This window comes from Pseudophaeobacter sp., assembly GCF_039971195.1.
Taxonomy (GTDB): domain Bacteria; phylum Pseudomonadota; class Alphaproteobacteria; order Rhodobacterales; family Rhodobacteraceae; genus Pseudophaeobacter.
On record NZ_JBDWPJ010000092.1, the window covers coordinates 25,199 to 39,296 of the forward strand.

Annotated in this window: 15 protein-coding genes; 8 read left to right on the forward strand and 7 right to left on the reverse strand. The window is 57.4% G+C overall.

The annotated features are described in order from the left end of the window. Position 1: 1 nt before the first annotated feature. The gene (locus ABJP42_RS08130; RefSeq protein WP_348339829.1) at positions 2-1,594 is read right to left on the reverse strand and encodes a putative bifunctional diguanylate cyclase/phosphodiesterase; all 1,593 of its coding nucleotides are present in this window, start codon (positions 1,592-1,594) and stop codon (positions 2-4) included. A 333-nt stretch (positions 1,595-1,927) separates the two neighbouring features. Here ABJP42_RS08130 and ABJP42_RS08135 point away from each other — a divergent pair, with 333 nt between their 5' ends. Further along, a complete protein-coding gene (locus ABJP42_RS08135) occupies positions 1,928-2,227 on the forward strand; it encodes a DUF4389 domain-containing protein (RefSeq protein WP_348339830.1) in 300 nt (99 codons plus the stop codon). A gap of 339 nt (positions 2,228-2,566) precedes the next feature. On the opposite strand, the gene ABJP42_RS08140 is transcribed toward ABJP42_RS08135, so the two are convergent. The 4 genes from ABJP42_RS08140 to ABJP42_RS08155 all read right to left on the reverse strand — a co-directional run bounded on the left by ABJP42_RS08140 (position 2,567) and on the right by ABJP42_RS08155 (position 6,468). Further along, positions 2,567-3,751: a vWA domain-containing protein gene (locus tag ABJP42_RS08140; RefSeq protein ID WP_348339831.1), complete on the reverse strand. Its 1,185-nt coding sequence runs from the start codon at positions 3,749-3,751 to the stop codon at positions 2,567-2,569. A 21-nt stretch (positions 3,752-3,772) separates the two neighbouring features. Continuing rightward, positions 3,773-3,940, reverse strand: coding sequence for a hypothetical protein (locus ABJP42_RS08145; protein WP_348339832.1), 168 nt, complete (start codon positions 3,938-3,940; stop codon positions 3,773-3,775). Between the two features lie 28 nt (positions 3,941-3,968). Next, on the reverse strand, positions 3,969-5,345 hold the full coding sequence (locus tag ABJP42_RS08150; protein ID WP_490363201.1) for a DUF2927 domain-containing protein: 1,377 nt from the start codon (positions 5,343-5,345) through the stop codon (positions 3,969-3,971). A 283-nt stretch (positions 5,346-5,628) separates the two neighbouring features. Beyond that, on the reverse strand, positions 5,629-6,468 hold the full coding sequence (locus tag ABJP42_RS08155) for an AAA family ATPase (protein ID WP_348339834.1): 840 nt from the start codon (positions 6,466-6,468) through the stop codon (positions 5,629-5,631). A gap of 186 nt (positions 6,469-6,654) precedes the next feature. Between ABJP42_RS08155 and dksA the strand changes: the two genes are divergently transcribed. Then, positions 6,655-7,077, forward strand: coding sequence for an RNA polymerase-binding protein DksA (gene dksA, locus ABJP42_RS08160; protein WP_027240655.1), 423 nt, complete (start codon positions 6,655-6,657; stop codon positions 7,075-7,077). A 96-nt stretch (positions 7,078-7,173) separates the two neighbouring features. Further along, positions 7,174-8,352, forward strand: coding sequence for an FAD-dependent monooxygenase (locus tag ABJP42_RS08165; RefSeq protein ID WP_348339835.1), 1,179 nt, complete (start codon positions 7,174-7,176; stop codon positions 8,350-8,352). Between the two features lie 68 nt (positions 8,353-8,420). On the opposite strand, the gene xth is transcribed toward ABJP42_RS08165, so the two are convergent. After that, on the reverse strand, positions 8,421-9,227 hold the full coding sequence (gene xth / locus ABJP42_RS08170) for an exodeoxyribonuclease III (RefSeq protein WP_348339836.1): 807 nt from the start codon (positions 9,225-9,227) through the stop codon (positions 8,421-8,423). A gap of 363 nt (positions 9,228-9,590) precedes the next feature. Here xth and ABJP42_RS08175 point away from each other — a divergent pair, with 363 nt between their 5' ends. From ABJP42_RS08175 to ABJP42_RS08185, 3 genes are all read left to right on the forward strand, one after another. Continuing rightward, on the forward strand, positions 9,591-9,902 hold the full coding sequence (locus ABJP42_RS08175) for a hypothetical protein (protein WP_348339837.1): 312 nt from the start codon (positions 9,591-9,593) through the stop codon (positions 9,900-9,902). A 129-nt stretch (positions 9,903-10,031) separates the two neighbouring features. After that, positions 10,032-11,168, forward strand: coding sequence for a DUF6902 family protein (locus ABJP42_RS08180; RefSeq protein ID WP_348339838.1), 1,137 nt, complete (start codon positions 10,032-10,034; stop codon positions 11,166-11,168). Between the two features lie 32 nt (positions 11,169-11,200). Then, positions 11,201-12,160 (forward strand): DMT family transporter, encoded by a 960-nt coding sequence (locus tag ABJP42_RS08185; RefSeq protein ID WP_348339839.1) that lies wholly within the window; start codon positions 11,201-11,203, stop codon positions 12,158-12,160. A 29-nt stretch (positions 12,161-12,189) separates the two neighbouring features. On the opposite strand, the gene ABJP42_RS08190 is transcribed toward ABJP42_RS08185, so the two are convergent. Beyond that, entirely contained in the window at positions 12,190-12,513 is a 324-nt protein-coding gene (locus ABJP42_RS08190) for a HesB/IscA family protein (RefSeq protein ID WP_348339840.1), read from the reverse strand. A 90-nt stretch (positions 12,514-12,603) separates the two neighbouring features. Here ABJP42_RS08190 and ABJP42_RS08195 point away from each other — a divergent pair, with 90 nt between their 5' ends. Both ABJP42_RS08195 and ABJP42_RS08200 read left to right on the forward strand, forming a co-directional pair. Beyond that, positions 12,604-13,755, forward strand: coding sequence for a deoxyguanosinetriphosphate triphosphohydrolase (locus ABJP42_RS08195; RefSeq protein WP_348339841.1), 1,152 nt, complete (start codon positions 12,604-12,606; stop codon positions 13,753-13,755). 131 nt (positions 13,756-13,886) lie between these two features. Then, positions 13,887-14,098: YciI family protein (locus ABJP42_RS08200; RefSeq protein ID WP_348339842.1), on the forward strand; the 212-nt coding region annotated here is incomplete at its 3' end.

Here is a 14,098-nt window from a genome sequence, read left to right on the forward strand (position 1 = left end):
ATTAGCCCGCCTTTGGCGCTTCTTCTTCATCACCCGGCAAGACTGGCGTATCAACCTGGTACATTTCGGACCATTTGGTCTCAAGCAGCCAGTTGGTTTCCTCGGCGCTCATAGGTTTGGCAAAAAGGAAGCCCTGACCATAAGCGCAGTGGAGGCCTTGCAGATATTCCAAGTCTTCGGAGGATGCGATCCCGACCGCTGTCACCGCAAGCTCCAACCCTTCTGCCATCGCCAGAATACCTGCAACGATCTTTTGATTGTCCGGGTTTTCGCTGATGCCAGAGATAAAGCTACGGTCAATTTTCACCCTGTCAAAAGGCAATGTGCGCAGGTTCGACAGTGAAGAGAAGCCGGTGCCAAAATCATCCAAAGCGACTGTGATGCCCAATTCGCGCAGGGCGACGATGGATTTTTTGGCCAGGTCAATATCCAGGATGACCGCACTTTCGGTGACTTCGATCTCCAAACGGCGCGGGTCCAGCTCGGTTTTGATCAGGATGTCGCGGATCGAATCTACCAGATGGCGGTCGCGGAACTGAACTGGCGAGAAGTTCACAGCCAGTTTCAGCGAAGAGTCCCATTTGCTGGCCACAACGCAGGCCTTGGTCAGGATCTGCCAGCCTAGAGTATCTATGAGCCCGGCGTCTTCGGCGATCGGGATAAACACCTCTGGCGAGATCGGCCCATGCGTGGCATGAGTCCAGCGGGACAGGGCTTCAAACCCGACCAGGCGTTTTGTGGAAACATCCACAATCGGCTGGAAGAAGGCTTCGAAATCGCCATTCTTTAGGGCCATGCGCAGGTCTTGTTCCAGCAGGCTCTGGGTTTTTGCCTTTTCATCCAGCGCGGCGTCATACCAGGAGAACTGCCCCCGACCTTTGCGTTTGGCGGAGTTCAGCGCCTGACCGGCAAGGTGCAGGGCAGCTGAGGGCGTGCTGTTCTTTTCCGCCTTGGCAAGGCCGATGTGCACCCCGATCCAGAGCCGTTTTTGCTCGTAAGAAAACGGCTGGGCCAGGGCGGTAGAAACGCGGCGGGCCAGGCTTTCGCAGCGCTCAATACTGGCGCCTGGAGCCAGGGCGATGGCAAACTCATCACCAGCCAAACGGGCGACAAAATCAGCAGACTCCAGCTCGAGCCGAATACGGTTGGCGACTTCGATCAGAACATAGTCCCCACAGGCCTGTCCGTGCAGATCATTGATTGCTTTGAATCTGTCCAGATCGACAACCAAGATGGTCACATCATGCTGGGAAGTTTCGGACAGGTGCTCGGTATAGGCGCTGCGATTGGCCAGCCCAGTCAGCGCGTCGTGGCGGGCAATCCGTTTCGCCTCTTGCTCGGCTATATCCCGTTCTGCGATGGCCCGGTTCAGCCGCTTGGTGTAGACGATCAGATACCAGAGCAGGGCCCCCAGGACATTGAGGCCAAGAATGGCGACCTCGTCGAGTTCCATATCTTCATGGGCGCGGGTGAACTCGTAGAACTCTTCAAACAGTTCCAACTCTGCGCCGATCTGAAAGGTCAGTACCGTAGTGCAGATGATGAAGAGTTCAACCTTGAACCGGTTGAGCTGATGAAGGAACCACAAACCCATTTACTCCTAGGAAACCAACTAAGGGTTCACCATAGGCACAAAAATTAAAAATCAAGTTGAGATTAATCGGTCAATTTTAGGGAATAGCGTCAAGCACCACTGCACCACCGGCCTGGATCGGTACAGGACCAAATGTGAGTGGTCCAAATCTGCGGGGTATATTTGTCATGTCAGAGTGAGAGTTAAGCAGTGCATGGCTCCATCGTAGGGTGCTCGGAGCTAAGCAGCGATAAAAAAGGCGGATGGGGTGCGCAAGAGATCCCCAAATCTGTTCTTTTCTCAAGGGGTTTGCATGTTAGAACGGGGCAGACCCAAAGGTGAGTGAGTGCAACCATGACTGATCCCGACAATATTGATGGCCGCCTGCACGGGGAGCAGTTTGAACCGGAGGAGAAGGAAAGCCTTCTGTCGCGGTTCCTCTATATGATCCTGATTACGGTGCTGATCTCCCTGGCCCATTCGGTTCTGGCAACGGCTACGGTGCTGCAGTTCATTGTTATGCTGATCAACAAGGAACCAAACGAGCGGTTGGCAGATTTTGGCACTGACCTCGGCATCTGGATCGCCAAGGCGGCGCGTTACCAGATGGCCGCCAGCAATGTGAAACCCTGGCCCTGGACCGAGTTGGACTAATCCTACTGCGGTCTTTCAGTGAGATGAAACAGGACAGAAAGATCAGTCTCCCGGTCTGCCTTGTGCCCTGTTTGGGTCTTTTGTCTCCCCGTGACGTGAAAGCCGGGAGCCACTGCGCCAGAGTAAAACACCTAGGGCGAGCACTGAGAGCAGGACGAGCCAGCTAATCGCTGGTCCAAGAATGTATGCGGTTCCTCTGCCAATCGCGAGGCTGGGTAGATGGTCGAAAACACTGAATTCAGGATCACGTTGCGCGACAAACAAGAAAGTCGCGCCCATGAAGGCGATGACCGAGAACAGCTTTAGAATTGTACCTCTGACCTGATGCAAATCAGTCCCCTACCGCGTCAGTTCCTTCATGCCTTCTTCGAGGCCGGTGAGGGTCATTGGCACCATGCGGTCCTCAAAAATCTCCCGGACCATACCGATGGAATGGGTGTAGTCCCAGTGCTTTTCTGGTACCGGATTGATCCAGAGATTGCTGCTCCATTGGTCGCGGGCCCGTTGCAGCCAGACCTGGCCGGCCTCTTTGTTCCAGTGCTCATTGGCACCACCTGGATAGGCGATCTCATAGGGCGACATGGAGGCATCGCCGACAAAGATGCATTTGTAGTCGGGCCCATAGGTGCGCAGCACCTCATGGGTGGGCATCTGCGCCTCCCAGCGGCGGCGGTTGTCGCGCCAGACGCCTTCGTAAAGGCAGTTGTGAAAGTAGAAATATTCCAGATGCTTGAATTCGGTGCGGGCGGCCGAGAACAGCTCTTCCACCACTTTGATATGGGGATCCATTGATCCGCCAACATCCAGAAACAACAGCACTTTGACCGCGTTGTGGCGTTCGGGGCGGGTTTTGACGTCCAGATAGCCATGCTCTGCGGTGGAGCGAATAGTATGGTCGAGATCCAGCTCTTCATGGGCGCCTTCGCGCACCCAGCGGCGCAGGCGTTTCAGCGCCACCTTGATGTTACGGGTGCCCAGTTCGACATCCCCGTCGAGGTTCTTGAATTCGCGCTTGTCCCAGACCTTGACCGCGCGCTGGTGGCGGCTTTCCTTCTGGCCGATGCGCACCCCTTCGGGATTGTACCCATAGGCGCCAAAGGGCGAAGTGCCGGCGGTGCCGACCCATTTGCTGCCGCCCTGATGGCGGCCCTTTTGCTCTTCGAGCCGCTCTTTCAGGGTTTCCATCAGTTTTTCAAAGCCGCCCATGGCTTCGATCTCGGCCTTTTCTTCCGGCGTCATGTGCTTTTCGGCCATTTTGCGCAGCCATTCCTCGGGAATGTCTACTGCGTCCATCACGGCAGAATTGGGGATCGCTTCCAGGCCTTTGAAGGTGGCGGAAAAGGCGCGATCAAATTTATCGATATTGCGCTCATCCTTGACCATGGCTGCGCGGGCGAGAAAATAGAAAGCCTCGATGTCATAGGTCACCAGGCCCTTTTTCATCCCCTCCAGAAAGGTGAGGTATTCCCGCAGCGAAACCGGAATTGAGGCATTGCGCAGATTCTCAAAGAAGGGCTGAAACATGACAAAGGCCTTTCGCGGCGGTTAGGCCAGCACGCGATGGATCACGATAGTGGCAATGACCGCCACAATACCAAAAGCGATGGCATAGACAGCGCCATATTGCAGAATATCTGCAACATTGCCGCCACGTTTTCGCGCATTATAGACCCCCAAAAGGATCCCCAGCAGCACTGCGCCAATTACGATCATGTTGTTTCCGCCTGTTTTCGCGCGTTTGTCAGTTGGTTGAGGGGCGCAGATCCGCAACTTCGCGGACCTTGGATTGCACCGCCCAATCCGGGCCAAACCCGTAGCGCGCCCATCCAAGGCTGTCCAGTCTCACCGTATTGGAAGTGGCAAATTGGCCCAATAGGTCCAGCGCTTCGGCCTTGATCAACAAAGAGGTGGCCAGCAGGGCGGCGTTCTCGTGACGGGTGGCAACCGGCATCACCGGGTTGATGTATTGCAGCGCAGCTTCGCCATCGCCGCGGGCGATCTGATAAGCGGCCATTCGCGGCCTGATCAAGGCCTGGTGCAACTCGCTGCCGGGGGTTTGGCGTAGGGTTTTAAGCGCGGTCTGAAAATGGCGCTGCGCCAGTTCGGGCTCATCGGCCTGGATCATCCGGCCCAAAACGTAGTGGCTATAGGCGCGGCGATGGTCGGACCAGCCCAGATTGCTGGCCAGGATCGCCGCCTGATTGGCCGCCCGTTTGCGGGTATTCAGAGTGGTGCCGGGCCCCAGGGCGGTTTCAATTGCATCGATCCAGCTGCGGGGGGTGGCTGGCAGCGGCTGCGAGGAGATGCGGTTTCCAGCCGGGTTCAGCCGCATCAAAAGGCCGGGCAAAACAGCGGCGACTTCCGCGCGGTTCATGCCGGTGTGCAGCTCTGGTGCATAGGTGGCGCGCAGCACCAGCATGTCAAACCCAGTCAGCACGGTATGCACATTGTCATCGTTGAAGACGGAATCCGGCAAGCGGTATAGATCGTTGAGTGGGCCAATCGCCTGAGCCAGTTCTTCGTGCAGGCAATCGCGGGCCTCTTGCGGGCTGACGTCAATTGGTACAAAGATCGCCAGTCTTTCGCGGCTGCGCAGGCGCGACCAGTCAGTATCGGGGCTGCGCCGTTTGCGTCGCAACTCGGCTAGAGAGTCGACATTGGGCACCACAAAACAGGCGGCCTTGGGCAGGGCGCGCTGAATAGCGCGGCTGGATACCGCTTGGATGGTGATTTCTGCCGGGCCAGTGCCAACCCGCTGGATGTCTATTCCCGCCTCTTGGTGGAACCGCTTCAGGATACGGTTGAGATCCTGGTTAAAGCTGGCACTCGGAGAGCCGGTGACCCGCACCCGAATAGGGCGCTCAAAGCGGGTAAAGACCGGCAGTACCGTGCCGCCTTCCAGTTTGAAATGCAGGTCGAGAAAGTCGCGGGCAATATCGCTGTTGGAGCGCCGGGGCGGCTGAGGGCGTGGCGCAGAAAAGGCCTTGGCCGGGGGCAGGGTGCTGAGGGCCTGTGCCGCGCGACTTGCAGGTTTTGCCCGCTCTGGCAGATCACAGCCGGTCACAAGTGTCGTGAGACCCAGCAGAGTAGCGACAAGCCCCAGCCGGTGCAGTTTCATTTTCTTGAAATTCACAGTGACCCCCGGATGTCATACCAGAGCACCCCTTCAAAAACAGGCTGAGTTGTCACGGGCATTGCAAAGGACTCCAAAATTCGGCGTCTGGGGCTCTAAAGGCGTTAGATCAATACATCATTTCTGTGCGCAGAGAACAATAGGGCGCAAGTTTGAACACAAGGTGAAGCAGGAAAACAGCCACAGGAAAAGATAACGGGAGCCATCCTTTTGAGGAGACTCCCGTAATGAGTGAAAAAACCAGGCCAGGAAGCCCCGGCTTCAGAGGTTACCGGCGCCCGCGCGCCATAAAGGCAAGCCGCTCGAACAGATGTACGTCCTGTTCGTTTTTCAGCAGGGCGCCATGCAGTTTGGGCAAGGCGTCCGCTCCGTCGCGGGCGATATCTTCGGGGGTCAGATCCTCGGCCAGCAGCAGCTTGAGCCAGTCCAGAACCTCAGAGGTCGAGGGCTTTTTCTTCAGACCCGCGGTGTCGCGGATTTCATAAAACTGCGTCAGCGCCGCCGTCAGCAGAGAGTCCTTGATGTCCGGGTGGTGTACCGCAACGATCTTTTTCATCGTTTGGGCATCTGGGAACTGGATGTAATGGAAAAAGCAGCGCCGCAGGAAGGCGTCTGGCAGTTCTTTTTCGTTGTTGGAGGTGATGATCATGATCGGGCGATTGACCGCCCGGATGGTTTCCCCCGTCTCATAGACGTGGAATTCCATCTTATCGAGTTCCTGCAACAGGTCATTTGGGAACTCGATGTCAGCCTTGTCGATCTCGTCGATGAGCAGCACGACCTTCTCTTCGGCCTCAAAGGCCTCCCAGAGCTTGCCTTTTTTGATGTAGTTCTTGACGTCATGGACGCGTTCTTCGCCCAGCTGACTGTCGCGCAACCGGCTGACGGCGTCATACTCATAGAGGCCCTGCTGGGCCCGGGTGGTGGATTTTACGTTCCACTCGATCATCTTCAGCCCCAGGGCATCTGCCACCTGGCGGGCCAATTCGGTCTTGCCGGTGCCAGGTTCACCCTTGACCAGAAGCGGACGTTCCAGCGTGACGGCTGCATTGACGGCGACCTTCAGGTCATCGGTGGCGACGTAGTCTTTAGTGCCCTGAAATTGCATAGTTAATATACATCTCCTGCGATTGGTGCTGCGATCTGGCGCATTTAGCACGGTTTTAACCCGGTCTCTTTACTATTGTGTAGTGACAATCTGCTTGTCAGGGGATAAACGCAGCGGCATGGGGAGCCAGGATGTATGGCGAAGATTGAAGAGACCTACAGAATGGGCGATACCGAAGGAGCCGAAATGAAACAAGAAATGTTTCTGCCGGAAGACTACCGTCCGGCCGAAGACGAGCCTTTCATGAATGATCGGCAGCTTGAGTATTTCCGTCGTAAACTTCTGAATTGGAAGCAGGATTTGCTCGCTGAAAGCCGCGATACGATCGAAGGGCTGCAGGACAATACCCGCAATATTCCAGATGTGGCAGACCGGGCCAGCGAAGAAACCGACCGGGCGTTGGAGCTGCGGACACGGGACCGTCAGCGCAAGCTGGTGTCCAAGATCGATGCAGCAATCCGTCGGATTGACGAGGGTGAATATGGTTACTGCGAAGTGACCGGCGAGCCGATTTCTCTCAAACGTCTGGACGCGCGGCCCAATGCGACAATGAGCCTTGAGGCGCAGGAACGTCACGAGCGCCGCGAAAAAGTGCACCGCGACGACTGATTTTCCAAACAATCACAAAAAACCATGACGCCGGGGCCTGTTGCTCCGGCGTTTTTCGTTTATGCAAAGTTTATGAGCGAAAACTGACGGGCCGCAATGACACTGAAGCATCTTAATATCACCATTATCGGCGCGGGCATTGGCGGCTTGGCGGCAGCGGTGGTGCTGCAACGAAAAGGCGCACAGGTCACCGTGCTGGAACAGGCTGAGGTGGTCTCGGAAGTTGGCGCCGGGCTGCAGATCACCCCCAACGGTATGGCGGTGCTGTCGGCACTGGATCTGGCCGATGAATTGGCCTGGGGAGCGCAACGTGCCCGCGCTGTGGTACTACGAGGGCATCGCCATGGCAATGAGGTGCTGCGTCTGGATCTGGACCAATACGCTGGCGACCTGAGGTACTATTTTGTACATCGCGCTGATCTGATCCGCATCCTGGCAGATGCGGCGCGCGATGCTGGGGTGCAGGTGCGGCTGTTGCAAAAGGTAGAACGGGTCGAGACCTGTCCCAAACCGGTGGTGCATCTGGCCAATGGCGCACAATGTGGGGGCGATTTGGTGATTGGTGCCGATGGGCTGCACTCTCAGGCGCGCAGGGCTCTGAATGAAACAGGACAGCCGTTCTTTACCCGTCAGGTGGCCTGGCGGGCGATTGTTCCCAATCACAGCAAGTTCCCGGCAGAGGCGCAGGTCTTTATGGGGCCGGGGCAACATCTTGTGGCTTACCCGTTGCGCGATGGATCGCTGGTCAATCTGATTGCCGTGCAAGAGCGCCGCGCTTGGGCCGAAGAGGGGTGGCATTTCCCCGATGACCCCAGCAATCTGCGCGCAGCCTTTGCCAGTTTTGGCGGCGAGGCGCAGTATCTGTTATCACAGGTGGAAAACTGCGCCCTCTGGGGGTTGTTCCGCCACCCTGTGGCGAGCCACTGGCATCAGGGCGCTGTGGCCTTGCTGGGTGATGCGGCGCATCCAACACTGCCATTTATGGCACAGGGGGGCAATCTGGCACTCGAAGATGCCTGGGTTCTGGGGGAGGCGCTGGAAGAGCAGGCGCAAGACATTCCGGCGGCCCTGGCACGCTATCAGGACCGTCGCCGAATGCGGGCGTCAAAGATCGTCGATGCGGCCAGCCGCAATGCTTGGAAGTATCATTTGCGGGCGCCATTGCGCTGGCCCGCGCATCAGATCCTGAAGCTGGGTGGACATCTGGCGCCGCAGCGCATGGTGGGGCAGTTTGACTGGATCTACCGCCACGATGTCACCCGCGCGCAAGGGTAGACCTTTGACAAGGCCACCTGGCAAATGCACCATGAAAGCGTAGCGCAGTCTGGAAAACTGAAAACCCCTTAGATATCGAGATCGACCCAGATCGGAACATGGTCGGATGGCTTGTCACGGCCGCGGATCTCTTTGTCGATTTGACAGTCCTGCAGCAGATCGGCTGCCTGTGGGCTGAGCAGGAAGTGATCGATGCGAATGCCGTCGTCGCGGTTCCAGGCCCCGGCCTGATAGTCCCAGAATGAGTAATGTCCGGGTCCCTGATGTCGCGCCCGAAAGGCTTCGGTGAAGCCAAGGTTGACGATCCGCTGATAGGCGGCGCGGCTTTCGGGCCGATACAGCGCATCCTCGGTCCAGGCGTCAGGGCGTTTGGCGTCCTCTGCCTGGGGGATAATGTTGTAATCCCCGGCCATAAGCGCCGGGATCTCGGCTGCCAGCAGCTCTGAAGCGCGGGCCTGCATCCGCTCCATCCAGGCCAGTTTATAGGCGTATTTTCCGCCCGGAACCGGTGCCCCCGCTGGAGTGAGTTCAACGGGGTTGCCATTGGGCAGATAGAGGCCGCAGATACGCAGGGCCTGTTTGCCCACCACCGTGGCCTCGATCCAGCGTGCCTGCAGGTCGTCCTCATCGCCGGGCAGGCCACGGATTACATCCTCCAGCGGCAATTTTGACAGGATCGCAACCCCGTTGAAGCTCTTTTGCCCATGGGTCTCAACATTGTATCCACGGTCTTCAAGCAGCTCGCGCGGGAAGGCCTCGTCAACCGATTTGACTTCCTGCAGCACCACAACGTCCGGCTTTGCCTCGTCCAGCCATTGTGGCAGCGCGGCAGCGCGTGCTTTGATGCCATTGATGTTGAAACTGGCGATCTTCATGTGGAAGCTCCTGGCGCGGAAGTTGGATTTCTGAACCCGATCTATCGCCGAATAGTTGGGTCAGAGCAAGGGGAGGCATTGTCGAATCGGGGCTGCCTTTTTTGGCCTCCAGCTAGCAGGGCTTTGCGATCTCCCAAAGCATCCCGCTATCGAAACGGACATGCTTTGCATCTACAAGCCTGTGGGTAAGATATTTTTCAGCTGGGGATTGATTTGGTTATTTGAAATGCACCAGCCAAGTCCAACATTAAGTTGACGTGGGTATCTATTGTTTCGCAACTTAAAAGTGTGGCAGGCTATTTTCAAGATTTGGATCAATGTGCAAGCGTTTTGGGGTGAAATCTGAAAACCACGGAGGTTCCAATGACTGTATTGCAAAAAACTTTGACCACTTCTTTTGACGTAAACCCTGCAGGGGATGATAGGTTGGCCCAAGCCCAGAGCCTGTTCCAGGGAGATGGGGTTGAGTTGTTTTCTTCTGGCTCGGCGCCAGAAATGACCAGCTGCTGGAGCGGCGAAGGCACCACGATGTTTTCCTCGGGGTCTGCGCCACAAAGCGGCGGAAACCGCGCTTCGGGCGCTCTGGTTGAGCTGTTTTCCTCAGGCTCGGCGCCGACAATGGTGACACGTGTTGAAAGCGGCGCAGAGGTTGGCCTGTTCTCGTCGGGCAGCTGACAAAGATAACAAGACTAAGGCGCGCCCTGGGCTGGGCGCGTTTTAACCACCAGATTTGCAACGGAGAAACCGGGATTGCAGATCGGAAAAACTGAAATTGTTTTTGTGTTCAATAGGGTGATCACTGAGATGGCAAAGATATTGCAGTTTCCCAAAGGTACGTTGCCACAGTCACGTGCAGTAGGGCTGTCGCGACTGATCACCACCTTTGCCAGCCAGCGGCGCGCACAAGAAGACGTCTTCTGGCTGAAGGAAAACGCAGAACTTCTCAATATCTTTGAAAGTAGCGGCTGTGCCCGGGAAGAGCTCACTTGTCTTGATCCGGTGGCGCTGGAACCGCTGCGAGGCTTTTATCACGGCGCCGATCGGCATCTTTGTTTCTTCCGTCAATACTACCGTTTTGTGCTGTCGATTTGTATGGACCTTGAGGACCTGGGATTGGTTTTGCAGAATGGGCGAAACACGGCGTCACTCCCCAGCGAGGCGTTGGCGCAATGGGTCAAAGACCAGGGGCTGGCAGATCATGAGCTGTCGGACCTGCAGCGTGCCGAGGCCCGCCGCCTGCTGGCGCGTCGTGGCGTGACGTTGGATGTTCCGGGGTTGGATGCGCGCTTGCATGGCTTTATGGAGTCTACCGCGCAGTTTTCGATTCCCAACCGCAAAGCCGCTTTTGAGCTCACGCATATCGTGTTTTACCTGTCCGACTATGGGCGGCGTGATCCCGGTCTCTCAGCCGGTGCCATTCAGAGCCTTACCCATGTGGGGCTCTTGGCCTTTCTGGATCGCGATGCCGATCTTTTGTCGGAAATCTGCGTGGCGCTGCGCTTTGGCGGGCGCCAGCCCTCGCGGATCTGGGAGCGCTGGCTAAAGGCGCATCATCAAGGCTTTACCCTTTTCGCCGGTGACGATGCGGCGGCGCCAGCCCTGCAGCAGGACGATTATCACATGTTTCTTGTCAGCAACTGGTATCAGGCGCTGAGCGGCGAAATTGCCTTTCAAAAGCCCGTCCCCAAAGGTGGGGTTCGGTTTCAGCGCTCTGGGCATGCTGGGATCTTGCATGGTTTGTCGCAGGCAGTGTTTCAGCTCGGTACCAAGGCAGCGGATTGGCAATGGCTGCGGCCACAGATCTTTGCGCGGCTCAGTACGGCTGACGCTGAGTTCCTCACCGAAGTTGAGCAGAGCAGTTCTGAGTTTGCTGCATTTTTTGAAGGGTTTGCCCGCCTTGGTCGGGTTTCGAGCACCGTAAAACAGGTAGAATGGGCATGATGCGCCCCGCCGTTCCGCTTCTAGGAGCTTTCATGGTGGTCGCCTATACGGGGGTTATTTCCTCGGCCGATGGGATCACCAAACTGCTCGCGGGTGGCTACAGCGCGGCGCAGATCTATGTCTTGTCCGGGGCGGCAGTTGCGCTGTTTTCGGTTCTGGCAAGCAGCTGTCAAAGGCAAAGAAAACACAAGAGGACGGGCCAGGTCCCTGCGAGCGGGAACAGCCGTTCAGGGGTGAAGGAAGAACGCTGGCTTTGGCCCTGGCGAACCAAATGTCCACGCGCCATGGGGCTGCGCAGTCTCTCTGCCTTGCTGGGGGCGATTTGTTTCTTTTATGCTTTCCGGTTACTGCCCTTTGCCCAGGTTTTTCTGTTTATCGGGCTGATGCCGCTGCTGGCAGGTGTGATGTCGGGCGCGATCCTGCGAGAGCGGATTGGTCTTTGGGCCTGGCTGGCTCTGGGGCTGGGTTTTGTCGGCGTTTTGTTTCTGTTTCCAGAGGGTCTGTATGCTGTAGAACTAGGCCACTTGCTGGCTTTGCTGGGGGCGACCTGTGGGACATTATCGATGATCCTGGCGCGCTACATCAGCCGGTATGATCGGCATCTTTTGCCGCAGGTCTTTTTCCCGAATCTGGTTCTGTCTTTGACCATGCTGCCGGTGCTGCCTTTCATCTGGCGCTCGATGCCCCTGCAGGACCTGGCCTGGGCCTTTGGCTATGCGGCACTGCTGTTTGTCGCCCGCTGGTTGGCAGTGGCCGCCTTGCGTTTGTTGCCCGCCTATGTGGTGACACCGCTGATGAATCTGCAATTTGTATGGATGGTGACAATTGGCGCCTTGGTCTTTGGCGAAATGCCAAGCCAGGGAACCTGGTTGGGGGGGGGTATTGTGATCGGATCGGGGCTGTTTTTGTTGTGGGGGCAGCTGTTGCAGAACAGTGCTGCGCCGCAGATCCCAGCCGAGGCCCCGCCACGCCCGGCGCGCATGCCTGCCTGACCGAGGTCATAGGGCAATCCTGGCGGTTGCTACATCGAAAAGGAGGTGCCGCAGCCACAGCTGGAAGAGGCATTGGGGTTCTCAATTGTAAACCGCGCGCCAATCAGCTCTTCGGTGAAATCGATCACTGCGTTTTCCAGGAAGGGCAAAGAGATGGTATCGACCACAACTTTTTCGCCCTGGCCTTCGAGCACCAGATCGTCCTCCTTGGGCGCATCCAGACCAATTTCGTATTGAAAGCCAGAACAGCCACCGCCTTCGACTGCGATCCGCAGTGCCTGGCCCTGCGTCGCAGCACCAATTTCGGTCAGGCGGGCGAAGGCCCGGTCGGTCACTTTTGGTGGCAGGTGCATTTGGTCTCTCCCAATGCTGTATTGCGGCGCTAGCCATTATATAGAAAGGTGCGGCCAAGACGACAAGATTGCACGGGAGAAAGATTAGTCATGCATGCCTCTTATGCCACCAAACCGGACCAGAGCCGGGGCAGGCTGATCGCTGAGGAGGAAAGTAGCTTTCGCTCTCCCTATCAGCGCGACCGCGATCGCATCATCCACGCCAGCGCCTTTCGACGCCTCAAGCACAAGACCCAGGTTTTTGTGGAGCATGAAGGCGACAATTACCGCACCCGGCTGACCCATTCGATCGAAGTGGGGCAGGTCGGGCGCACCATCGCTGCAGCACTTGGGCTCAATCAGGAACTGACCGAGGCCGTGGCCCTGGCCCATGATCTCGGCCACACGCCCTTTGGTCATACCGGCGAGGATGCGCTGCATGCGTTGATGCAGCCCTATGGCGGCTTTGATCACAATGCCCAGGCCATCCGCATCGTCACCAACCTGGAGCGGCACTATGCCGAATTCGACGGGCTGAACTTGAGCTGGGAGGCTCTGGAAGCCATCGCCAAACACAATGGCCCGGTGGTGGGGGATCTGCCCTGGGCACTGGCGGAATGCAATGCGGCGATGGATCTGGAGCTGCATACCCATGCCAGCGCCGAGGCACAGGTCGCGGCCCTATCTGATGACATCGCCTATAACAACCACGATCTGCACGACGGGCTGCGCGCCGGGTTGTTTACAGATGAAGAAATCACTCATCTGCCCATCATAGGGGCTTCCTATTCCAAGGTTGACGGCAAATACCCCGGTCTTGATCCGCTGCGCCGCCGCCACGAGGCCCTGCGCCGGGTCTTTGGGGTCATGGTGGGCGATGTCATTGATACTGCGCGGGAAAACATGACCGCCAGTGGTGTGAAAAGCGTCGAAGAGGTGCGTGAGCTGGGACGGCCGGTGGTGGCTTTTTCGCCGGATCTGTGGCGGGACCTGAAGGAAATTCGCGCCTTTTTGTTCACCCGGATGTATCGCGCCCCCTCGGTGATGGAGGTGAGGATCCGCATGGCGGCGGTGGTTGAGGCGCTGTTTCCCTATTTCCTGGCCAATCCTTTGCAGATGCCAGAGCGTTGGCATAGGGAAATCGAGGCCGCAACGCATGAGACCGCCCTGGCGCGGATCACCTCGGATTATATTGCCGGCATGACGGATCGCTTTGCCCTGCAACAGCACGAAAAGCTGATGCGCGCCGGGAAGCTTGGCTAGCCTGCAAGCGGATTGCCGAGGTGCCCTGTGCAGCCCGGCTCTGGCCGTATCGCTGCTAGGATCTGGCCCTATGCTCTCATTGGATGAGGCTTTTTCTATGAGGAAATCGCAAGACAAGGCCGAGGCGCGTTATGAAACAATGGACTGTTACCTTTCAGGATGACCCTGGCATGTCCCGGATCCGTGCCGACAAGGTCCGGCGCAATGCCCATATCGCCTTTGTACGCGGGCGTCCTGAATTGCAGATTGGCGGGCCCTTGGCGATGACGCCGATGCAGGATTTCCCTGGTGCCATCTGGACCGTGCAGGCGGCCGAGCGGGCAGATGTTGAGCGTCTGATCCT